Origin of the sequence: Sandarakinorhabdus sp. (genome assembly GCF_031422795.1) — a bacterium.
Classification (GTDB): domain Bacteria; phylum Pseudomonadota; class Alphaproteobacteria; order Sphingomonadales; family Sphingomonadaceae; genus Sandarakinorhabdus.
Genome location: NZ_JANPML010000116.1, coordinates 1 through 23,191 on the forward strand (window position 1 = coordinate 1; position 23,191 = coordinate 23,191).

Annotated in this window: 16 protein-coding genes and 1 tRNA gene; 9 read left to right on the top strand and 8 right to left on the bottom strand. The window is 64.1% G+C overall.

All coding sequences use genetic code 11. The features are described from left to right. The 4 genes from RMO81_RS04395 to RMO81_RS04410 form a co-directional block, all read left to right on the top strand. A partial coding sequence (locus RMO81_RS04395) for a VPS10 domain-containing protein (RefSeq protein ID WP_310474533.1) occupies nucleotides 1–2,947 on the top strand: 2,947 nt, incomplete at its 5' end. Between the two features lie 69 nt (nucleotides 2,948–3,016). After that, the gene (putA, locus tag RMO81_RS04400) at nucleotides 3,017–6,667 is read left to right on the top strand and encodes a bifunctional proline dehydrogenase/L-glutamate gamma-semialdehyde dehydrogenase PutA (RefSeq protein WP_310474534.1); all 3,651 of its coding nucleotides are present in this window, start codon (nucleotides 3,017–3,019) and stop codon (nucleotides 6,665–6,667) included. Further along, nucleotides 6,667–7,797, top strand: a complete 1,131-nt coding sequence (locus tag RMO81_RS04405; protein ID WP_310474535.1) for an alanine racemase — start codon at nucleotides 6,667–6,669, stop codon at nucleotides 7,795–7,797. The genes putA and RMO81_RS04405 overlap by 1 nt, the downstream gene beginning before the upstream one ends. Further along, complete coding sequence (locus RMO81_RS04410) at nucleotides 7,787–8,185, top strand: RidA family protein (protein ID WP_310474536.1); 399 nt, start codon at nucleotides 7,787–7,789, stop codon at nucleotides 8,183–8,185. The genes RMO81_RS04405 and RMO81_RS04410 overlap by 11 nt, the downstream gene beginning before the upstream one ends. A 168-nt stretch (nucleotides 8,186–8,353) precedes the next feature. Here the strand turns inward: RMO81_RS04410 and RMO81_RS04415 are convergent, their stop codons facing one another. Then, on the bottom strand, nucleotides 8,354–8,803 hold the full coding sequence (locus RMO81_RS04415; protein ID WP_310474537.1) for a hypothetical protein: 450 nt from the start codon (nucleotides 8,801–8,803) through the stop codon (nucleotides 8,354–8,356). Nucleotides 8,804–8,817: 14 nt separating this feature from the next. Further along, nucleotides 8,818–10,542, bottom strand: a complete 1,725-nt coding sequence (locus RMO81_RS04420) for a PEPxxWA-CTERM sorting domain-containing protein (protein ID WP_310474538.1) — start codon at nucleotides 10,540–10,542, stop codon at nucleotides 8,818–8,820. A 565-nt stretch (nucleotides 10,543–11,107) separates the two neighbouring features. Here RMO81_RS04420 and RMO81_RS04425 point away from each other — a divergent pair. Both RMO81_RS04425 and RMO81_RS04430 read left to right on the top strand, forming a co-directional pair. Then, nucleotides 11,108–11,542 carry a hypothetical protein gene (locus RMO81_RS04425; RefSeq protein ID WP_310474539.1) on the top strand — a complete coding sequence of 145 codons (435 nt, stop codon included), beginning with the start codon at nucleotides 11,108–11,110 and terminating at the stop codon, nucleotides 11,540–11,542. Next, the gene (locus tag RMO81_RS04430; RefSeq protein WP_310474540.1) at nucleotides 11,539–11,895 is read left to right on the top strand and encodes a hypothetical protein; all 357 of its coding nucleotides are present in this window, start codon (nucleotides 11,539–11,541) and stop codon (nucleotides 11,893–11,895) included. The genes RMO81_RS04425 and RMO81_RS04430 overlap by 4 nt, the downstream gene beginning before the upstream one ends. A 59-nt stretch (nucleotides 11,896–11,954) precedes the next feature. On the opposite strand, the gene RMO81_RS04435 is transcribed toward RMO81_RS04430, so the two are convergent. From RMO81_RS04435 to RMO81_RS04445, 3 genes are all read right to left on the bottom strand, one after another. Next, nucleotides 11,955–13,913 (bottom strand): heme-binding protein, encoded by a 1,959-nt coding sequence (locus RMO81_RS04435; RefSeq protein WP_310474542.1) that lies wholly within the window; start codon nucleotides 13,911–13,913, stop codon nucleotides 11,955–11,957. A 390-nt stretch (nucleotides 13,914–14,303) separates the two neighbouring features. Then, nucleotides 14,304–16,052, bottom strand: coding sequence for an amidohydrolase (locus RMO81_RS04440; protein WP_310474544.1), 1,749 nt, complete (start codon nucleotides 16,050–16,052; stop codon nucleotides 14,304–14,306). A gap of 251 nt (nucleotides 16,053–16,303) precedes the next feature. Beyond that, nucleotides 16,304–17,446 carry a serine hydrolase domain-containing protein gene (locus tag RMO81_RS04445; protein ID WP_310474546.1) on the bottom strand — a complete coding sequence of 381 codons (1,143 nt, stop codon included), beginning with the start codon at nucleotides 17,444–17,446 and terminating at the stop codon, nucleotides 16,304–16,306. A 348-nt stretch (nucleotides 17,447–17,794) separates the two neighbouring features. On the opposite strand from RMO81_RS04445, the gene RMO81_RS04450 reads away from it, so the two are divergent. Both RMO81_RS04450 and RMO81_RS04455 read left to right on the top strand, forming a co-directional pair. Beyond that, nucleotides 17,795–19,039: an acyl-CoA dehydrogenase family protein gene (locus RMO81_RS04450; protein WP_273463124.1), complete on the top strand. Its 1,245-nt coding sequence runs from the start codon at nucleotides 17,795–17,797 to the stop codon at nucleotides 19,037–19,039. A gap of 45 nt (nucleotides 19,040–19,084) precedes the next feature. Continuing rightward, nucleotides 19,085–19,873 carry an SDR family oxidoreductase gene (locus RMO81_RS04455; RefSeq protein WP_310474547.1) on the top strand — a complete coding sequence of 263 codons (789 nt, stop codon included), beginning with the start codon at nucleotides 19,085–19,087 and terminating at the stop codon, nucleotides 19,871–19,873. A gap of 10 nt (nucleotides 19,874–19,883) precedes the next feature. Here the strand turns inward: RMO81_RS04455 and RMO81_RS04460 are convergent, their stop codons facing one another. The 3 genes from RMO81_RS04460 to RMO81_RS04470 all read right to left on the bottom strand — a co-directional run bounded on the left by RMO81_RS04460 (nucleotide 19,884) and on the right by RMO81_RS04470 (nucleotide 21,994). Continuing rightward, a complete protein-coding gene (locus tag RMO81_RS04460; RefSeq protein ID WP_310474548.1) occupies nucleotides 19,884–20,870 on the bottom strand; it encodes an alpha/beta hydrolase in 987 nt (328 codons plus the stop codon). Nucleotides 20,871–21,056: 186 nt separating this feature from the next. Next, nucleotides 21,057–21,674, bottom strand: a complete 618-nt coding sequence (locus RMO81_RS04465) for a hypothetical protein (RefSeq protein WP_310474549.1) — start codon at nucleotides 21,672–21,674, stop codon at nucleotides 21,057–21,059. A gap of 229 nt (nucleotides 21,675–21,903) precedes the next feature. Beyond that, nucleotides 21,904–21,994: transfer RNA gene (locus tag RMO81_RS04470), tRNA-Ser, on the bottom strand. Nucleotides 21,995–22,159: 165 nt separating this feature from the next. On the opposite strand from RMO81_RS04470, the gene RMO81_RS04475 reads away from it, so the two are divergent. Next, the coding region (locus RMO81_RS04475) for an AMP-binding protein (RefSeq protein ID WP_310474550.1) at nucleotides 22,160–23,191 on the top strand (1,032 nt) is incomplete at its 3' end.

Here is a 23,191-nt window from a genome sequence, read left to right on the forward strand (position 1 = left end):
CCTTGCCGCCCTGCCCCAGATATCGGCCGCACCCGCCATCGCGCAGGCGCATGATCCGCTGCAGTGGGCGGGCCTGCATTACCGGCAGGTCGGCCCGTGGCGCGGCGGGCGGGCAACGACCGTTACCGGCGTGCCGTCGCAGCCCGATGTGTTCTACATGGGCACCACCGGCGGCGGCGTGTGGAAAACCACCGATGCCGGCCACAGCTGGAACAACACCAGCGACGGCCAGATCGGCGTGGCATCAATGGGTGCAGTGGCTGTGGCCGACAGCAATCCCCAGATCGTCTATGCCGGCAGCGGTTCGTCAAAGATCCGAAGCAATGTTTCCATCGGGCGCGGTGTGTGGAAATCGGTGGATGGCGCGAAAACGTGGCAGTTCATTGGCCTGCGCGAAATTGGCCAGATTTCGACCATCCGCATCAACCCGGCCAACCCGGATGAAGTGTTCGTGGCCAGCACCGGCAACCCCTTTGCCTTTTCGAAGGATCGCGGCGTCTATCGGTCCCGCGACGGCGGCAAGACGTGGACGAAGATCCTGTTCATCAATGAAACCCTGGGCGCAGCCGATCTGGAAATGGCCGCCGATGATCCCAAAACGCTTTACGCCGCGATGTGGCACGGCATCCGCCGGCCATGGACCATCACGTCGGGCAGCAAGGATGGCGGGCTCTACAAGTCTGTCGACGGCGGCGATACGTGGACCAAGCTGGCAGCCGGCTTGCCGGGTGGCCTGTTCGGCCGTGCCAACATCGGGATCAGTGCCGCAGCACCGGGCCGGCTTTATGCGCTGATCGAAGCCAAGCCGGGCGCCGGCCTTTATCGTTCCGATGATCGCGGCCAAAGCTGGGCCCTGGTCAACGGTGACAGCAAGCTGACCACCCGGCCATTTTACTACACCACGCTGGGCGTCGATCCCAACAACGCCGATCAGGTGTTTGTCGGCAACGAAGACTGGTTCCGCTCGGTCGACGGCGGCAAGAACTTCACCGTCGAAGCCACGCCGCACAGCGACAATCACGATGTGTGGATCAACCCCCGCAACAGCAATCTGATCGTGCAGGCAAATGATGGCGGCGCCAACGTGTCGCGCGACGGTGGCCGCACCTGGACGGTGCAATCCAACCAGCCCACCACCGAGATGTATCAGGTCGCGGTCGACAACCAGTTTCCCTATCGCCTCTATGGTGCCCAGCAGGACAATTCGACGGTGATCGTGCCGTCGCAGCCGCTGGGCAACGGCCAAGCGTATATGGAAGGACCGGGCTGCGAAACCGGGCCGATCATTCCCAAGATCGATGATCCACTGGTGGTGTGGGCCGGCTGCAAGGGCCAGTTCAGCCGGCTCGATCTGCGCACCAACCGCAACGAGCAGCAATATTGGATCGGCAGTGAATCGCTGTACGGCGCCAACCCCAAGGATCTGCGCTTCCGCTTCCAGCGCGTCGCGCCGATGGAAGTGTCGCCGGTGGAGCCGAACACCATCTATTACGGCTCGCAGCATGTGCACCGGTCTACAGATGGCGGGGTCAACTGGGAGGTGATCAGCCCTGATCTCACCGCCAATCCGCCGGAAGGCCGGATGGCGTCGGGCGATCCGATCACCATCGATGCCACCGGCGAAGAAGTCTATTCCACCGTCTATGCCATCCGCGAATCTGCGGTGCAGCCCGGCGTGATCTGGGCCGGTTCCAACGACGGTCTGGTTCATGTCACCCGCAATGGCGGCAAGACGTGGACCAACGTCACACCCAAGGGCCTGCCGCCCGGCGGGCGCGTGCAGAATATCGATCCCGGCGTTCGTGCTGCCGGCACGGCCTACGTGGCCTACCACCGCTATCTGCTCGGCGATTTCAGCCCGCACGCCTATCGCACCGATGATTTCGGCAAGACATGGACCCGAATCACCACCGGCTTCGCGGCGGATGAACCGGTGCGCGTGGTGCGCGAAGACCCGGTGCGCTCCGGCCTGCTGTATGCCGGCACCGAATTCGGCATGTATATCTCGTTCGATCGCGGCGCCCGTTGGCAGAGCTTCCAGATCGATCTGCCAGCGACCCCCATCACCGACATCCGCCTCGCCCATGGCGACCTCATCCTCTCCACCCAGGGACGCGGATTCTACATTCTGGATAATATCGACGTGCTCCGCCTGCTTCCGGCACCCGGCGCCACAGTTCCGGCACCGCTGCTACACAAGCCGGTCACCGCAGTGCGCATTTCGCCTTCCGCCGATTATGGCACCGACCCGAAGGAAGGCCCGGAATATCGCCCGCCCGGCGCGATGATCGACTATTTCCTGCCCGCTGGCACCGCCGCCGTGACCTTGGCCATCGTGGACGCCAGCGGCAAGGAACTGCGCCGCTTCTCCAGCGACAGCCCTGCCGCCGGGCCGGTGCGCGGTTATCGCTATCGGCCGGTCTGGCAGACCAAACTGGCTGCGACACCGGGCATGCACCGCCTGATCTGGGATCTGCGTCGTGGCAGCGAGCGCGGCGCGCTGGTGCCGCCCGGCGATTATACGGTGGTGATGACCGCTGGCAGCGCCACGGCCCGCCAGCCGCTCAGCGTGGTGGCCGATCCGCGCGTGCTGGCCAGTGGCGTGACCAACGCCGATCTGGTGGAATTATATGACCATAATCTGCGCGTCGCGGCGCTGGCCGGCGACACGATGGCCGCCGCCACCCGGCTGCGTACTGCGTTGAAAAACAACATAGATCCGGCCAAGCTGGCGGCGCTGAACAGCATCGCGGCCCGACTGCTCACGCCGCCCGTGCGCTACAGCCCACCCGGCCTTGAAAGCCACGTGAACTATCTGCGCAGCCAGACCGCCGACTATGATGGCAAGGTCGGCAACCACCCAAAGGAGCGTTACGCCCAATTGCGCGCCGCCATCGACGGGATCGTGAAGGAGCTTGAAGCCGCAATTGGCCCGGCGGCACCCTGAGGAATAGCTGCAACAGCTGGAGAAGCTGATACAGCCCGCCAAGATCGACCCTGAAGGAACTCGCCCCCAATGCCCGGCCGCACCGCCCCCTTTGCTGCCTTTGCGCCTGCCGTGCGCCCGGAAACGGCGCTGCGGCAGCGCATCACTGCGGCCTGCCGCACGCCCGAGCCTGAAGCGGTCGCCGCCCTGCTGCCGCAGGCTGAATTGCCGCCGGCCCTGCGCCCGGCGGTCGCTGATACGGCGCGGGCGCTGGTGACGGCGCTGCGCGCCAAGGGCCAGCAGGGCGGCGTGGAAGGGCTGGTGAAGGAATATTCGCTGTCCAGCCAGGAAGGCGTGGCGCTGATGTGCCTGGCCGAAGCCCTGCTGCGCATTCCCGACAATGAAACGCGCGACGCGCTGATCCGCGACAAGATCGCTGGCGGCGACTGGCAAGCGCATTTGGGTGACAGCAAGACCCTGTTCGTCAACGCCGCCACCTGGGGCCTGATGGTGACCGGCAGATTGACATCAAGTTTTGCCGAAACCGGGCTGGGCGCGGTGCTCACCCGGCTGTTGGCGCGCGCCGGCGAACCGGTGATCCGGCGCGGCATCGACATGGCAATGCAGATGATGGGCGATCAGTTCGTGACCGGCGAAACCATCGCGGAAGCGCTGACCCGCGCCCGCCGGCTGGAAGCGCAGGGCTTTGCCTACAGCTATGACATGCTGGGCGAAGCGGCGACCACCATGGCGGACGCTGATCGCTATTTCGCCGACTATGCCCACGCCATCCACGCCATCGGCACCGCTGCGGCCGGCCGCGGCATCCAGACTGGGCCCGGCATCTCGATCAAGCTGTCGGCGCTGCACCCGCGCTATGCTCGCGCCCAGCTTGACCGCGTCATGCGCGAACTGCTGCCGCGTGTGCAGTCGCTGGCGGTGCTGGCCAGATCCTATGGCATCGGTTTCAACATCGACGCCGAAGAGGCCGACCGGCTGGAATTGTCGCTCGATCTGCTGGAGGCGCTGGCGCTGGCGCCGGAGCTCAAGGGCTGGGACGGGCTGGGTTTTGTGGTGCAGGCCTATGGCAAGCGCTGCGGGCAAGTGATCGACTGGCTGATCGATCTCGCCCGCCGGGCCGATCGGCGCATCATGGTGCGGCTGGTCAAGGGCGCCTATTGGGACAGCGAGATCAAGCGCGCGCAGGTCGATGGCCTCAGCGATTTCCCGGTGTTCACCCGCAAACTGCACACCGATGTGTCCTACCTCGCCTGCGCCGCCAAGCTGCTTGGCGCGCGCGACGCCGTGTTCCCGCAATTCGCCACCCACAATGCCCATACGTTGGCCGCCATCCACACGCTGGCCGGGCCGGATTTCACCATCGGCGATTATGAATTCCAGTGCCTGCACGGCATGGGTGAGGCGCTGTATGAAGAGGTGGTGGGGCCAGACAGACTGAACCGCCCGTGCCGCATCTATGCACCGGTGGGCACGCACGAAACATTGCTGGCCTATCTGGTGCGGCGCCTGCTGGAAAATGGTGCTAACAGCTCGTTTGTGCACCGCATCTGGGATGAAAATGTCTCCATCGACGATCTGATCGCCGATCCGGTGACAGAAGCCCGCGCGTTGGGGGGCAGCCCGCACCCGATCATCGCCCTGCCCGCCGCGCTTTATGGCCAGCGCCGCAATTCACGCGGGCTGGACCTGTCGAGCGAGACGGCGCTAGCGGCGCTGGCGCAGCGGCTGCAGGACAGTGTGGGCGTCGCGTGGTCGGCGCGGCCGCTGATCGCCGGCCCCGACTCCAGCAAGGCTGCCGGCCAGGCCGCCGTGCCACTGTGCAATCCGGCAGACCACAATGACGTGGTTGGCAGCGTCACGTTCGCCACACCGGCTGATGTGGCCAAGGCCGCCAAGGTGGCGGCACAGGCCGTCGCCGGCTGGTCGTCACTGACTGTCACCGCCCGGGCCGCGATGCTGGACACAGCTGCCGACCGCCTCGAAGACGAGATGCCGCTGTTGATGGGCCTCATCATCCGCGAGGCCGGAAAATCCGCCGCCAACGCCATCGCCGAGGTGCGCGAGGCCGTGGATTTCCTGCGCTATTACGCCGATCAGGCGCAGCTGACGCTTGGCGCCGCGCACCAGCCGCTGGGGCCGGTGCTGTGCATCAGCCCGTGGAACTTCCCGCTGGCCATCTTCCTGGGCCAGGTCGCCGCCGCGCTGGTGGCCGGCAACAGCGTCATCGCCAAGCCCGCCGAGGAAACCCCGCTGATCGCCGCCGCCGCCATCCGCATCCTCCACGCCGCCGGCGTGCCCACCGATGCGCTGGCGTTCGTGCCCGGCGACGGCGCGGTTGGCGCCGCACTGGTCGCACGGGCGGAAGTGGCCGCCGTGATGTTCACCGGCTCCACCGAAGTCGCCAAATTGATCCAGGCCGAACTGGCCAGCCGTGGCGACCGCCCGATCCCGCTGATTGCCGAAACCGGCGGCCAGAATGCCATGGTAGTCGACAGTTCGGCGCTGTCGGAACAGGTCACCGCCGACGTGATTGCCTCGGCCTTTGACAGCGCCGGTCAGCGCTGTTCGGCGCTGCGCATCCTGTGCCTGCAAGAGGATATCGCCGAAAAACAGCTGACCATGCTGAAAGGCGCGCTGGCCGAATTGCGGCTGGGCCACCCCGATCTGCTGGCGATCGACATCGGCCCGGTGATCACGGCCCAGGCCCAGCAGGGCATCGTCGCCCATATCGAACGCATGCGCGCCCTGGGCTGCAAGGTCCATCAACTCGCCCTGCCCGCCGACACGGCGCGCGGCAGCTTCGTGCCGCCCACCATCATCGAAATTGACGATATCGCCCAGATCGGCCGCGAAGTGTTCGGGCCGGTGCTGCACGTCGTGCGTTTCCAGCGCGAGAACATGGCGGCGCTGATCGATGCCATCAACGCCACCGGCTATGGCCTCACCTTCGGGCTGCACACCCGGCTGGATGAGACCATCGAAACCGTGTCGGCGCGGGCCGCAGCCGGCAACATCTACATCAACCGCAACATCATCGGCGCAGTGGTGGGCGTGCAGCCGTTTGGCGGGCGCGGCCTGTCGGGCACCGGGCCCAAGGCCGGCGGGCCGCTCTATCTCGGCCGGCTGGTTCAGTCCGAACCCAACACCGGCCTTTCGGCTGGCCACGCGCCCAACCCGGCAGCGCTGGCCTGGGCCGAATGGCTGGAAGCCGCCGCCATGGATGCCAGCGCCCGCCACGTGCGGGACGCCATCTCCGGTGCCTTGACCGGCCTGACCCTCGAACTGCCCGGCCCGGTTGGCGAAACCAATCTTTATGCCCTTCACCCGCGCGGGCGGGTGCTGTTGATCCCCGCCACCGAGGCTGGCCTTGCCGTCCAGATCGGTGCCGCGCTGGCTGCCGGCAACAGCGCCGCCATCGTCTGGCCGGGCGGGGCGCCGTCGGCCTTTGCCAGCCTGCCGCCGCTCGTTGGTGCGCGGCTGACCTGGCTGCCGGACTTGCCCGCAACCGCCGATTGCGCTGCCGTCCTGGTCGAGACGCTGGGGCCTGGCCTGCTGCCCAATCTGCTACAACGCCTCGCCGCCATGGCCGGCCCGATTCCCATCGTGCAGGTTGCCGACGCCGCTGGCCGCTACCGCCGCGACTGGCTGGTGGAGGAAGTCTCCACCTCGATCAACGTCACCGCCGCCGGCGGCAATGCCAGCCTGATGGCGATGGTGTGATGCAGACGCTGTCCACCATAAACACCCCGGCGCTGGTGCTCGATCGCGGCATTGCCGCCCGCAACATGGCCCGTATGCAGGGCCATCTGGCCGGCGTGGCCCCCGGCGTATTGTTCCGCCCGCACCTGAAAACCGCCAAGAGCATCGCGGTGGCCGACATGCTGTTCGGTGGCGGCCGCCACCCCATCACCGTTTCCACCCTGCGCGAAGCCGAGCTGTTCGGTGCAGCCGGCTTCACCGATATTCTCTACGCCGTCGGCCTGTCGCCGCAGAAGATTGCCCCGGTACAGGCGCTGCGCGAAAAGGGCATCAACCTCACCGTCGTCACCGACAATGCGGACATGGCCGCCGCCATCCGCGCCGCTGCGCCCGATGGCAGCTTGCCAACACTGATCGAGCTGGATGTGGACGACCACCGCGCCGGGGTCCGCTTTGACGATGGCGTGGCCCTCACGCATATTGCCGCCACGCTGGGGCCGAGTTTTGCCGGCGTGATGACCCATGCCGGCGGCTCTTACGCCTTGTCTGATCCGGAGGCGCTGGCCGCCGCCGCCGACGCGGAGGCCGCCCGCGCCGCCGCCGCCCGCCGATTGCTCGAACAGGCCGGCCACCCCTGTCGCATCGTCAGCATTGGATCGACGCCGACCGGCCACGCTGTGCGCAATCTGGATGGCGTCACCGAATTTCGCGCCGGGGTGTTCATGTTCGGCGATCTGGTCATGCACGGGGTGGGCGTCTGCCCGCTGGCGGATATTGCGCTATCCGTGCTGGCCACGGTGATCGGCACATATCCGGAACGCGGCCTGGTGATTGTCGATGCTGGCTGGATGGCACTGTCCCGCGACCGCGGCACCAGCGGCCAGGCCGTCGATCAAGGCTATGGGCTGGTCTGCGCCGCTGATGGCACGGTGCTGGATGATGTGATCGTGGTGCAGGCCAATCAGGAACATGGCGTGATCGGCGTGCGCCCCGGCGCTGCTGCCCGCCTGCCGGAATTGAAGGTTGGCGGCCGCCTGCGCATCCTGCCCAATCACGCCTGCGCCACGGCGGCCCAGCACGGCTGCTATGAAGTGGTGGACACAGGCTCAGAAGCCATCGCCGCCCGCTGGGAGCGTTTCAATGGCTGGTGATCCGCGAATCCACTGCGTCAACCCTGCGGGCTCTGCACCGCCGGGCGGGCATTATTCGCATGCGGTGATTGCTGGCGGCTTCGTCTTCGTTTCCGGGCAATTGCCGGTGCGGCCCGATGGCAACCACGCCCGCGATGCCGATTTCACGGCCCAGGCGCGGCAGACGCTGGCCAATCTCTTCGCTGCTCTGGAAGCCGCCGGCACGTCCCGTCAGGCGATCGTGAAACTCACCGTCTATGTGACCGACATCGCCGATTGGCCGCTGTTCAACGCGCTCTATGCCGAAGCCATGGGCGATCACAGGCCGGCCCGCTGTGTCGTGCCGGTCCCGGAACTCCACCACGGCTATCGCATCGAAATCGAGGCGGTGGGGCTTCTTGGTGGCTGAACGAGGCGGCCGGCCCCGCTCGCTTGGTTCAGCGCCGTCACGAGTCGAGCGCCGCCTAGCGCGCCTTCAGATTCTCCAGCCCGGCCGGATCGCGTATTGACGTCGCCGGCATGTTCATGCGCAGCGCCTAATCGGGCAGCAGCGACCTCTGCCGGTGATGGGATAGGCTCATTTGCAGTCCGGAAAACGGATGGCGGCGCCGCGCTTGAGAACATGGCGCGCCTCACCCGGTTTGCCGGTAACGCGGACCACAAGCGTAAGCGAATTGCCGCGGATCTTGCCCTTGAACTGGGCCGGCTCATCACGCGGCGCAGTCTGCGAAAGCGCCTCGATCACGGGCAGTTGCTCGCCAGACACCGTGGTCTGAGCCCGTCGCACAGGGGCTCGGGGATTGAAATAGCCGGTTGCGATGAAGGCGCCGGCTCCATCGGGCACCACCGTGCCGGTGATCTTGCCGGCAGCGCACTTGCCTTGCACCACATAGCCGGTGGCCGCCGGTCGCAACGCAAAGCCATCTCCAGCCCAGGTGCCGGTGAGCGGCGATGCCGGAGCCGCCGCAGGCGCGGCTGCCGGCTTGCCGGTCGGCGCCACTGCGGCCGCGGCGGTCGCAACGATCAACAGGGCAACGAGGATCAGATATGTGCCTGGCGGCGCTGGCGCCGGTTTGCCGCACCGATCAGGCCAAAACCGATGATCAGCATAGCCCAGCTCTGCGGCTCGGGCACACCACCGACATTCAATTCAGCGATATAGGTGCCCCAACGGGAACCACCGGTGCCGCCTGGATGGCCGAACGCCCCCAGATTATACTCGCGGGCAAACGTGCCCGAGATCCAGAAGCTGTGGAGCGAACTCGGATCGAGCGTCACCGTGGCGTAATCGGCCCAGCGCTGGCGGCCGGCGGCCGGTCGGCCGTAGAGCGAACCATTGTGGTAGTCATCGGTATCGCTGACCCGCAGCACGATCTCGTCACCGGTTGAAACAAGCTGGCCCAGCGCGTTGGTGCGGAAGGTCTGCGCCGCAAGCGTAATCCTGCCATCGGGGCCAAGGCCCGAACGATTGTAGCTGATGACCACCTGGCCGAGCCTGTTGACCGCCAGGGCGCCCTGATAAAAATCAAAATCTGCGTCGCCAAGACTGCCTTCGTCGAGCACGGCGTTGGTCGCGGTGTCGAGGACGGTGTATCGAACAACGGTGCGATCGGTGCCGTTTTCGGTGACGGTGTGGACACTGTAGATCTTGCCGGCATGTTCAAAGGCACTGCTGCTGATCTGATCGCCAAAGGTGTCGATGATGCGGCGGTTGGCAGCAATGCCGTTCGGCAGCGCCGGGTCGCCGACAATGGCATCGGCAGCCGGTTGGCGGCCGAAGCCGTTGAAGGTATAATCCGTGCCGATGATCGTGCTGGCTGTGGCAGTGCGCACGGCGCCAGCGGTGCCGGCATTCAGCACATCATAACGCGTCAGGCCGAAATCATTGATCGACGCCGCGATGATATGGCCGACGCCATCGGTGCTTTCGCTGCTGTTGACGCCCTGGATGGCGAAACCGCGGCTAAAATCGTCATTGGCGAAATCGCCGGTGAAGGCGGTCTTGAACTGGACATTGTTGGTGACGTTGGGACCGCCCGCCGCGAGGATGTCCGACAGCGGGATGACATTGAGCGTCGTGCCGCGGAAGGTGGTCGGGCCGCCAGGCGTGGAGACAGCAAAGTCGTTGGTGCCGATGTAGACGGCGTTGTTGTCGAACGCGAGCGTCGGATAATCCGCCAGCGTGCGGCCACCAGGAATTAATTCGGCAAAGCCTTCGAACTTCGTCGATTTCCAGGTGCCAAGCGCATTGCCGGTATCGGAAACCGCCACCAGAATGTCCTTGGTGTTCGGGCCGAAGGAAATTGCGATGAACTTGTTGGCCTTGGGGCTGAAGATGACGCGCTGATCGCCATTGGGCACACCCGCCTGGCCGGCAGCCTGCCAGAAAGCGGTGTCGGACGAGAACACCGAACGCGTCCCCGTCGCCTTGTCATAGACAGCAAAGCCGCCGTTGGTGAACTGGACATATTGCGTGCGACCGGCGGCACCGATCGTATCAGGCGGAATGAAGTTGCGTTGGACCGAGGCGACATCATACTGGCTGATGCCTTCAAAGCCGATATTCAGCATCCCCTGGTTGAAAACCGTGTTGGAAAGGCCATTCGGGTCAACACCGAATGACTGCCCGGCTTCGATATTGATTGCCGCTGGGCGCCGGGTGAGAAAATATTTCTCCGCAATCAACTGGGCGCTGGCCACCGACGGCAACACGGCCGCCGTGCCAACCGCCGCCACCATCGCGCACCGCATAATCGAAAGCTTCATGACCAGTACCCCCACGACCCGACTCGATCAACACGTTGACCCATCGGAAGCTTCTGCCTCGATGTCAGCGTCAACAAGTAACCATTCAGTAATGACTGATTAAGGCGCGCCCGGTTGTTCGTGACGGCGGCTCTGCCTCTCGGTCAGCGTCATGTCGGGCCAATGGGGCCACACTGCCAGAAACAGGGCTTTCCTGCGGGACCGGGAAATGGCGGACGGCACCATTTGCCGGCAAGGTGGCGCCGTCGTTCCGCTCCCATAGGCAATGGCCCTGCCGGCTTGAATTGCATCAAGCACGTCTTCGCGGGCCGAGAGTGCTTCCAGTGCTTCAACAGACATCGCCCGATCATCGTCCGAAACCGCCAATACACTCGCCCAAGGCTGCCCCCAAACAATAGCTCTGGATCAGCCATCGAGTGCCACCCAAAGCTTTGGCTACGAAACCTGCCCAGACCAGTAGCAGTTGGACTGACGGCACACCGGTTGACTCAACCTCGAACCTGTAAAACACAATGGCTGCTCCGTGGGGTTTGACATGTACCAAGCTCGATGGCTTAAGAGATCATTGGCCGGCGTTTTCGCCTTGGCATTGGTGGCATTCGGCGGTGGCCGTGCGCTGGTTGCTGCCGATCACTTTGATCCGCCCGCCCGAACAGGTTCCGACACCAATACCGTGGGCTTCGATGTCGCCGCCGATATCGCCGATGTCCATGCCTTCCACGATGCCCAGAACGTCTATATCGCCCTCGGCTTCGGCGGCCCATCAGCCACCAATCTTCCCGGCTTCCCCATCGGCCGCCGCTATCTCGATCCGGTCATCGACATCACGCTGGCGGTGATTTTCCTCGATCTGCGCCGGCATCCGGCCACCGTCTTCGCCAATCTGCCGGTCAACCCCAATGGGGTCGATCAGCCGGCTGACGGCCGCTCCAGCAGGCCCTACCCCGCACAACTGGCCTGCCACGCCTTATTCAACGGACGGGCTGCCACGTTCCTATGACGTTGCCATGGCGCGCCGTTGCCAACGCCAGCGCCGCCGCAGCCAGCGCGCTCGACGATGCCTTCAAGGTCGCCATACCCGGCAGCGGCCCGCATATGGTGCGCGCCGGTCTCGAATTCACCATGCATCGCCTCGCTGGTGCCGAACGACAACTTGACGCGATCGATCGCTATGTGGCCCCGCCCGACTGCGGGGAGCGTGCCGAAATCGCGGCCATGCGTGGTGACATCGCTTTCTACGGCGGCCAGTACAGCCAAGCCCTGGCGCACTACGATCATGCCGACGCCCTGGTGCCGAATGCCGCCAGCGGAATGGCTGGCCAGGCGCAGGCCCGGCTCGCCAGCACGACGTGACTCAGGTTCCGTGCGGAGTTTGAATCAGATCGCGCCAATCAGATCAGTGGGCGCAGACCCTACAGCGCCTGACAGACATTCTGCTCAGCCGTATCGACAAAGGGCGCAAACGGGCAGCCGACAAACCGCAACCGCACGCTGTTGCCGCCCGGCACAGGCACCGCGATCTGGTCAGACCTGATGCTCGCCGGCGGCAGGCCGATGCCCCCCACCCGCAGCCCGGCATTGTTCAGGCCTAGGAAGCTCACCATGTCATCCTGATCGATCCCGTCACCCGAAACCCCGATGGCGCCAACCAGCGTGTTGCCGCGATAAATCGGCACGGCGCCTGGAAATATCTGCAGGCCATTGGCCAGCCGGTTCGATCCGCCGGGATGGTTGGGCAGGAACGTGCAGCGCTGAAGGGTAATGTTGCCCAGTGCGGCGGCCAGATTCTGCACGATCAGCGCCGATTGCAGGCCGTTGGAAAAGGGCGAGAAAAAGTTGATCGGCCGGCTCAGCGGCCCCGGCGCCTGTGCCACTTCGCCATCGGGAAAATAGGGCCGCGCCACCAGCCCCAGCGCCCGGTTGCTCACGGCAAACCGCCCATCGAAGGCGCCATTGGCAGACCCGAAGAACGACGTCAGCCGGGTCACGAAATCGCGCACATTGGCGTCAGGGTTGCCAATCGCCGTCGTCACCGCCCCCAGTTCGGCGGCCACGCGCGATCCGGAAAAGAAGGCCGACGATCGCGCCTTCTGCAGGCTCACATCGATACCGAAGATCGGCGCATCGGGCGAACGCACCAACCCCAGCGCCACCCCGCGCGTATCCACCACCGAAATCGAAACCTCGGCCCGGCTGTCCAGCGGTCGCCGGATCTGCGCGCGCGCCCGGCTCATGATCTTGAAGGCTTCTTCCAGCACGGCGCGCACTTCGGCCGCTGTCAGCGGGCTGGCCACTTCCGCCCCATCAGTGGCAGCGCGCACCGGATAGCGATTGTTGCCCGCCCCGTCGCTCAACACATAGGCATCGGGATTGTTGAACTCTGCCGCCAGCGCCGGCCGCACCCCGCTCGCCTCACCGCCATAGGGCGTCCCGGCCACGATCGCAGCGCGCGAAAAACCGGAAACCGCCACCAGCGCGCCCGCACTGCTCAGCAGCGCCGGGCTCGCGCTCGCCGGGTTGGCGCGCAGCCCATCGGTCTTGGCATCGCTGTAGCGCAGCAACGTGCCATCCACTGAAATCCGCTCGGCACGCACTGTTTCGGGTGCCGGAAATGCCGTTGTCCCGGCCAGGGCGATGAATTCCTCGTCATCAACATCGATGTCGACAACTTCGGTATCGAATCCATAGTCTCCGTCGCCCATCACCCCGACGCCGCCGACAACCACGCCGTTCTTGTAAAGCGGAAAGCCGCCGGCATCAGCTGCCAGCCCCAGCGGCGAGTGCTTTGGCCCGATCATGGGCGACCCCACGCCAAAGCGCGTGTTCAGATCCGAACAGGGCAGCTGGGAAAACTGCACCCCGAACAGCGGCCCCGATTCCAGCCCGCGCGCATTGGCGCTCGGCGGAAAATGTTCCTGCACGATCATCGATGCCGTTCGGGTCGAAAACGCATTGCCGCTGCTGGAAAGATACGCCCCGGTAATCGCCTTGGCGATCGCCGCCAGTTCGGCCCGAAACTCGACATTCTGCACATCCAGGTTGCCGGCCGTGCCGCCGGGCCGTGCCCGCGCCATCGCCCGCGCGCCCGTCATGCGATAGACCGCCAGCACATTGCCCACCCGGTCGACCACGGCCACCACCACCGGCAGCCCGCGTGCCTGCGCCTCGGCCACGGTTCGCGCAATCACGGCTTCCACATCGGCGGTCGTCAGCGCTTCCGCCGCCGGCCGGGCAAACACACTCGCCGGAGCCGATGGCGTCGGCGTGCCGCCCCCGACCGAGCCGCCACTTGCCGGGCTGCCGGTCTGGCTCGTCCCACCACCGCACCCTGCAACAAGCAGCGCCAGGACAGAAATTCCAACCAGCTTCATTGCCGCCCCCGTACCTGCCAAGCCGCGACCACCCGTGCAGTCTGCAGAACGCCAGACTGCCCCCCAAGACCGGTCATGACCGCCCCTTTCAAATCCCCGTCATACAGTAACGAAGCACCCATCCGATGCAATGGAAACCAGCCATTTCATGCACATGACTGTGAAATCACGGCAAGACCATTGCCCTGCAGCAATAGCATGCCGCGCCCCAAGCGCCAAGCAGGATTGCCCCCATCGACTGCGATCGCAAGTCTGAAACCCGTTGATTTTATTGGCGCAACCCAACCCGAACTCAGCCGAAATTCAGGATCAAGAACCGCATGGTGAGACAGTGAATCTGGTCCGGGAAGCAGGACCGCAGAAGTTTGCCTGACAACTCCGGCCAACGGCCTATCGCTGATAAACCACCTTGCCGCTGACGATGGTCGCCAGAATCCTGCCGGCCAGGATTTTTTCCGGCGCGGATCCGGCAAGGGCGAAGGGATCAATATCCATGACGGTCAGATCAGCCCATCGCCCCTTGGCAATGATCCCCGTCTGGTCTTCGCGGAAGGCGGCATAGGCCGACCAGTTGGTATAGGCCCGGATCGTTTCTTCGATCGTCAGCCGCTGCTCTGGATACCATCCGCCGGCGGGCTGAAGCTGCTTGTCCTGGCGGGTGATCGCGGCATGGAGGCCGTAGAATATGCTGTGGTCAGAGCCCGGATTGTCGGCATTGAAAGTCAGTCGGGCGCCATCGCGGCGCAGCGTGCGCCAGGCATAGGCGCCAAGGATGCGCTGCGGGCCGAGGCGATCTTGGGCCCAGGTCTTGTCCTCCACCGCGTGGGGCGGTTCCATTGAGGCAATCACGCCCAGCCGGGCAAAGCGCGGCTGGTCTTCAGGCGAGACGACCTGGGCGTGTTCGATCCGGTGGCGGCCCTGTGCGGTGCCCGGATCGGCCTTGAACTCCGCTTCCAGGAAATCGAGCACTTCGCGGTTACCCGCATCGCCGATGGCATGGATCCCGAGCTGGAAACCTGCCTTCATCGCCGCCTTGGCCAGATCACGGTCAAAGCCATAACCGTCACCGCTGATCCCGCGGTGGCCCGGCTTATCGGCATAATCGGCCAGCAACCGCGCCCCGCGCGATCCCAGCGCGCCGTCGTAATAGGCCTTGACCGCACGCGTGACGAGCATGCTGTCACTGTCCCGGTCCGGCCCCCGGGCGATCCACTGCCGCATCAGGGGCGGGTCGCGCAGCGAGAGCAGGGCATAGACGCGGATCGGCAGGCGGTTCTGGTCCTCCAGCTGCTGGAGTGCGGCCATCGCCTGGGCACCCACGCCGGCCTCGTGCACCGCGACAAAGCCGTCGGTGGCCATCTGACCCAGGCCCTTCAGCGCATGGCGCGCCACCACCGCCTGCGGCTCGGGCGGCACCGCCGCTTCGATCATCGTCGCTGCGCGGTTCAGGAACAGGCCACCCGGCTGGCCATCCGGGGCCAGCCGCATCTCGCCCCCGACCGGAACCGGGCTGGCCTTGGTGATCTTGCCGGCATCGAGCGCGGCCTGGTTGGTCCAGATGGCAAACCCATGCAGACTGCGCAGCACCACCGGATGATCGGGCACCGCTGCGCTCAACTGCTGCTTGTCCGGATAGCGGTTGGCCCAGGCACCCTCGTCCCACCCGGCACCAAAGATCCATTCGCCCTTGGGGACGGACTTCGCCCGCTCGGCCACCAATGCCACCGCCTGCGCTTCGGTGGCAACATCGGTCAGGTCGACCGATTCCAGCTTGGCGCCCAGTTCGACGAAATGGGTATGGGAATCGACCAGCCCGGGGATCACGGTCGCGCCGTTCAGATCGATCACCCGGGTCCGCTTGCCGCGCAGCGCCAGCGCCCCCTTGTCGCTGCCGACATAGACGATCTTTCCGCCACGGATCGCCACCGCTGCAGCATCGGGGTGCCATTTGCCGTTGGTGGTGGGCGCATCGGGCGCAGGCTTGCCATCGCGCGCGGGCTCGCCCCAGCGCAGCGTATAGACACGGGCGTCGGTCAGAATCAGATCCGCACCGCCAGGCGCAGCCTTGGCCGTTGACGGGGTAGCACTGACAGAGATCAGGACGACGCCGAGCACGCTTGCGAACAGACCCGTCTTCATATCCATTTGCTCCCCGGCATGGTCGTCGTCAGATCATTTGAGACAGTTGGCGGCGCAGATTGGCGACGTGTCGGCCTCATCGTTGATGTTAGGCGGCGATCTTGCGGTGTTGCAAGCGCCGATGGTCGATACAGTCACACGGAAAACCGGCCTTAGGTCGTGAACTCATAAGCGGGAACGTCTGCAATGGGGTGGAAAGGCGAAGGTCGGCTTTGGAGTATCCGATCAAGGGAAGCAGACCTTCGCTTGATTTACTCCGGAAGCGGCACTGCCTGTGTGTCGAGGGCGGTAAGCAATGCCTTCATCAGCCCACGTTCCGCAGCGGCGCTTTTCTCATCAAGCTGGTTTGCGGTCAGAACGATGCCGAGCTTCAGCTCTGGTTGAATGACGACGAGGGCACTGTAGCCTTCGATCATACCGTCCTGGAAAATGACGCGCCGCCCGGAAAGCTCGGCGACCTGCCAGTTGAGACCGACGCCGAACGTACCCTGATCGCCGAATACCGGACCTTTTGCCGTCCAGACCCGCTCGTGGGACAGCCTGACCGCTGGATCGGTCTCATCAATCTGCCAGCGGATATAGTTCAGCATGTCGTCGGTCGTCGATTTCAAGCCACCCGCGGCCTCGTCGCCCACCGGAAGGATGGCACGTTGCCCTTTGTCATCCCAACCCGGTGCGAGGCGCTTCTGATCGGCAGGGCTTAGCGAGATCGTCGTGGCGTTCATCCGCAGCGGGGTCAGGATCTTTGCACGCAACAATTGTTCATACGGCAAGCCATATAGCTTCTCCAGAATGTAGGCCGCCAGCTGCGCCCCGGCATTGGAGTATTGGTAGTGGCTTCCCGGCTTTGCCGTGAGCTTGACCGCATGGAGATCGGAGAGGAACTGGTCACGCCCATAGCCTTGCATCGCCGTGTTCACGCGCACGGTGTAGGGTCGCGCGTCGCCCTTGAAATCCGGCGCGAGCTCGGGGCGGTCGGGAAGAATGAACGGCAGGCCGGAGCGGTGATCTAGTAGGTCGGAGACGAGGATCGCGCGTCCCCCGAACTCCAAGTTGGGATACGCGCCGTCGAGATATTTTCGGATGTCGTCGGCCAGCGAGAGCCGCTTTTCGATCACGGCTTGCGCCAGCACCGTTCCCGTGAAGGTCTTAGTGATCGAGGCCAATGGGTAGAGCGTATCGGGTCGTGGCGGTCGCGCCTTGCCCGGTTCGAGAGTGCCAGCGCGGGACTGGATGCGCACCGGACCATACACCACACCGATCGCAATAGCGGCGGCCTGCGGGTTTTCTTGGATATAACGAGCCGCCGCGTCGTCGACGATTGCACGCACCGCCTTTGCATTCGTCGGCTCGCTTTGGGCAAGTGCCGCAGAACTGGTGACGCCAATGAGCACTACTAACGCAAGTTGGCTTGTTCGCCACCAGGTCCTCGCGCGCATCAAATCGCATCCACGCAGGTCAAGCATCGGCATCCTCTCAGATTCGGAACGCCCCGTGTAGCCAACCAGCTGAATTTGGACAGCTGTATCCAGAGCTTTTCGAAAGCGTAATGAGAGCGACCGGACGCCGCAAAACGAACGGCAGGTTTCGGGATTGTAGCGTCGCACTTTGAACGGCAACCATTGGGGCGAAAGCAGCCGCGCGGCTTTATGAGTCTACGTCCTAGGGCCATCTCCAAATTATGGGCTTGCGCGCCGATGGCGTGGCGGCAAGCATGCGGGCAGACAAGAGGACCTAAGACGATGACCAATATCTTCACCAATCCCGAGATGAACGATCTGCGCATGTCGGAAAAGGCGCGGCCGCTGTTCGATGCCGTTGTCCGTCACATCAACGACAATGTCGTGCCGATTGCGGAGAAGTTCGAAGAACTGGGCAAGGGCCGGGCCGATCGCTGGAGCTGGGCGCCGGGGCAGCTGGAACTGCTGCAGACGGCGAAGGACAAGGCCAAGGCGGCCGGCCTCTGGAATTTCTTCCTGCCCAATGCCGAAACCGGCGAGGGGCTGAGCAATCTGGATTATGCCTATATCGCCGCCGAACTGGGCAAGGTGCCGCTGGCATCGGAATCATTGAACTGCTCGGCGCCCGACACCGGCAACATGGAAGTGCTGGAACGGGTTGGCACGCACGAGCAGAAGCAACGCTGGCTGGAGCCCCTGCTCGCCGGTGAAATCCGATCAGCCTATGCCATGACCGAGCCTGATGTGGCCTCGTCTGATGCCAAGAACATCCGCACCCGCGCGGTGCGTGATGGCAAGGACTGGGTGATCAACGGCGAGAAATTCTATATCTCCGGCGCCGGTGATCCGCGCTGCAAGGTGATGATCGTGATGGTGCGGACCAGCGACGATGGCCCGGCGAGCAGCCAGCAATCCCAGATACTGGTGCCGATGGACACGCCCGGCGTGAAGATCCTGGGGCCGATGCACGTGTTCAGCGAAGATCACGCGCCGCGCGGCCACATGCATCTGCGCTTTGAAAACGTCCGGGTGCCGTATGAAAACATCCTGCTCGGCGAAGGCCGCGGGTTCGAGATTTCACAAGTTCGACTGGGGCCGGGGCGTATCCACCACTGCATGCGCACCATCGGCAAGGCCGAGATCGCGCTGGATTACATGGTGAAACGCGGCAATTCGCGCGAGGCGTTTGGCCGCCCGCTGATCATGCTGGGCAAGAATCTGGAACTGATCGCTCGCGCCCGCATCGAGATCGAGGCGATGCGGCTGATGGTGCTGAAGGCCGCCAAGGCGATGGACGTGCTCGGCAACCGCGAGGCGCGGGTGTGGGTGAGCATGGTGAAAGCGATGGTGCCGGAAAAGACCTGCCAGATCATCGATCAGGCCATCCAGATCCACGGTGCCGCCGGCATTTCGCAATGGACACCGCTGGCCGAACTCTATGCCGACGTTCGCCACCTGCGCTTTGCCGATGGTCCGGACGAGGTGCACCACATGGTTGTCGGACGGCACGAGACCGGGTTGCACTAGGCCGCCCTTTTTCCAGCGGCCGACTTCATTCAAGGACACACGATCATGGACACCAGCAGCCTGTTCCGCCTCGATGGCCGCGTGGCGCTTGTCACCGGGGGCAGCCGCGGCATCGGCAAGATGATCGCCGCCGGCTTCATCGCCCAGGGCGCCAAGGTCTATATCTCGTCCCGCAAGGCGCCGGCCTGCTTTGAAACGGCGGCGGAACTGGGGCCAAACTGCATCCCGCTGCCCCAGGATGTCTCGACCGTCGCGGGCTGCCAGGCGCTGGCCGCACAGCTCGCCGCGCATGAATCAAGGCTCGACATTCTCGTCAACAATGCCGGCGCCGCATGGGGCGCCCCGTTCGAGGCGTTTCCGGAAAGCGGTTGGGACAAGGTCATGGATCTGAACGTCAAATCGCCGTTCTTTCTCACCCAGGCGCTGCATGGTCTGTTGAAGGCGTCGGGCACACGCGCGCAGCCGGCCAAGGTGATCAACATCACGTCGATCGACGGCATCCGGCTCAATCCGCAGGAAACCTACAGCTACCACGCCTCCAAATCGGCGCTGATCTATCTCACCAGGCGCATGGCGGCGCGGCTGGTGAACGATGCCATCAACGTCACCTCGATCGCCCCGGGCGCCTTTGCCAGCGAGATGAACCGGGTCGCGCGCGATCACGGCGATGCGATTGCCAAATTCATCCCCGCCCGTCGCATTGGTGTTGACGAAGACATGGCCGGCGCCGCCATTTACCTCGCCAGCCGCGCCGGGGATTATGTTGTCGGCGACACGATCACCGTTGATGGCGGCGTCGCCCATGCCAGCACCGGTGCCGGCTTCGCCGATTGATGACTGCGGCTCAAACGGGTCGTTCCTGATCAAAAGCTGTATTTTCGTCGGTCTGCCACATCTCGACGATTGTGCGGAGCGCCGTGACAAACGCCAGCGGCTGATCGAGCATCAGGTGGTGGCGCGCCTGCGGAACAGCGATGATCGGAATATCGGTGCCGCCCAATTCCCGGACATATTCCGCCGAGTCCGGTGTGAACAACAGGCTTTCCGCGCCATAGACGATGGCCTTGCGGCCCGGCGTCGCCACAACGCGCTTGCCCATCTCATGCCACCCCGGCTCCGCGTCGTTCTGACGGAAAACTTCCGGATCAAACTTCCAGGTCCATTCCTCGCCGCTCCGGCGCAGCGAGTGAAAGGCCATGTAATCCATCAGAAATGGCTCACCGACAGGCTGCGGCGGGGACAGCACGTATCGGCTGCGCGCGGTGGGATAGTCCGGATAGCGGCGTTGCGGCTTGTCGGGGTCGCCCGAGCCCGGACGCCCGTTTCCTTGCCGGTTCCGCTCCTCCAGCACCTCGGGTCGCAGAACCATCATGTCGCACAGGATCAAGCCGGAAAATCGTTCCGCGGCCAACGCCAGCGCGCTCAAGCCGACCGAAGCGCCAAAGCTGTGCGCAATGACGACAGGCTTGGCCGGTCCTTCGAACAGCCCAAGCGCCTCGGCAACCCCGACCATCTCTGCGCCGCGCGCCTGCGCGTCGCACCCGGGCCGGTTATCGCTATCGCCCATTCCCGACAGGTCATAGGCGATGACGTGATGGTCCCCCGCCAGAAACGGTGCGATGAACGCAAAGCACCGCGCATGCGCCAGAAAGCCATGCGTCATCAGGATCGGGGGATGCGAGCGGTCGCCCCACCGAAAATAATGGATGCGCGTTCCCGCGACGTCGATGAAGCCTTCCTCGCGCGGCACGGCGAGTGCTTCATGAAACCAGCCGGGTAGAGCATCGGGCTGCGGCACCCAAAGCGGGTCGATGTCATCACTTGCGTCCACGCATCGAGCTCCTTGCAAACCGCTCGCACTTAGCGGTCCTTTTACGTCAGGACAAAGCCCTGAGATGCTGCAGGTTTCACGGTGACGGTGATCGAGTGATTAGGCAGTTGGCAGGCTGCGGTCGATGGTGATGAACACAACGTTTTCGCCATAGTGCAATGATGGTACGACTGCAGTTCGTCCACGCTAGGCCTTTAGCACCTCGGCTACCGCGGCCCTTGCAGCGAGTCCAAGTTTTCCTCTTGGATGACCGTCACCGCTTAGCCAGTTCGGGATCAACGCCCCTTGTGATTTAAAGTGTTCCACATGCACGACAGTGACCCCGCCGTCGCTGTAAGAAACCTCGTTGACGGTTGCCCACTTGCCTGGCCGTGCGCCAGCAAACAGCTTTCTCGCAGCGGTAATGTAGTTGCCCCCTGCGCCCATCCCAAGCATCAGCACAATTTTTGTCGATTGCGGCAGATTTCCCAGAAAAGTTGCCGCGCACCGACTCGCGACTTCTGCTCCAAATGACGACCCGACAAACTTATCTAGCATCCCGCCGCCCGTGCCAGTCCATGCGCCACGGATCTTCTGTTCCACTGTGCAACGGATCAAAGAGCCGAAGTGAAACCGACCGACCTTGTCAGCGATTATGCGATCGACAGTCTGTTTCAGAGAGATATCAGATTCGGGCGGAAGCAGACCAACATGGACGAGTATCTTGCCAAGCGCGAGCCGTCCCCCCTTGAACGCAATAGCTTCATGCGGCGTCGAGGCGAGTGACCCTGCTTGGGCTGGACCTTTCGAAAAACCCAAGACCACGATTTCGGGGAACGGACTGCCCCATGCAAGCGGGTTGGCGGTAATCCTCCATTCGCCTTCGACAGTGGCAGTGCGGTCAAAACTTGCAGCCTGACCTCGGTGACACAGTACGCAGTCGACCCGACCATGAGTCGGCAAGCAAGAATTAGACATAGGGGCACCTCAGAGACGGTAATGATTGGCACACCAACGGCGGCCACCGGCTACCACGTCGCACCCTTGCGTAGATTGGCGGAGCGGGAGGGATTCGAACCCTCGATGAGCTTTTGACCCATACACACTTTCCAGGCGTGCGCCTTCGACCACTCGGCCACCGCTCCGCGCACTGGAAGGGGCCCGATAGCAAGCGGGGCTGGCCACGTAAACCTTTGCCGGCGGATCGCTGAAAAAGAAAACGCAAAACACGGCTACGATCCGGCCCCGACCTTGCTTGACAATAGGATGGTAGCCGATGACCCTTCGGTCACAGTGATCGGGGGAACATCATGATACCAGGCAAATTTGCGCACACTGATCCTAACCGGATTGCCGTCATCATGGCGGGTTCGGGTGAAACGATCAGCTTTGGCGAGCTCGAACAGCGCACCAACCGCCTGGCGCATTTCTTTCGGCAGCAGGGCCTGAACCGCTGCGATCACTATGCCATCTACATGGAAAACAACATCAATTATGTCGAATGCTGCGGAGCTGGCGCACGCGCCGGGCTCTATTTCACGCCGACCAACTCCTATCTGGGCGTCGATGAGCTGGCCTATATCCTGCAGAATAGCCGTTCCAGGATCCTGATCACCTCGCAGGCCAAGCTGGAGGTGGCGCGCGCGGCCATGGCGCTGGCGCCGGGCGTAGCGTTGTGCCTGGTGGTGGATGGCGAGGGGGACGCCAGCGATGGCGATCGCGTGATGTCGCTCGCCGCCGCGGTCGCCAACATGCCCGACACGCCGATCGCCGATGAATGGCTGGGCGTCGCCATGCTCTATTCCTCTGGCACCACCGGCCGGCCGAAAGGCATTTTGCGACCGTTGCCGGAGGTGAAACCCGATGAGCCACTGCCGCTCTATGGTTTCCTGAGCCAGCTGTGGCTCTGCCGCGACCAGATGATCTATCTGTCACCGGCGCCGCTCTATCACTCGGCACCACAGGCCGCCGTGTCGCTGGCCATCATGGCGGGCGGCACCGCCGTGATCATGGAGAGCTTCAACCCGGAAACCTATCTTCAGCTGATCGAACGCTATCGCGTTACCCACAGCCAGCTGGTGCCGACCATGTTTTCCCGCATGTTGAAGCTGCCAGAAGACGTGCGCCGCCAGTACGACCTCAGCTCGCTGGAAGCCGTTGTGCATGCGGCCGCCCCCTGCCCGATCCCGGTGAAGGAGGCGATGATCGAATGGTGGGGGCCGATCATCCACGAATATTATGGCGCCACCGAAGGCCTGGGCTTCACGGCCTGCGATACGGCCGAATGGCTGGCCCACAAGGGCACGGTGGGGCGCGTGGTGCTGGGCGAAATCCACATTCTG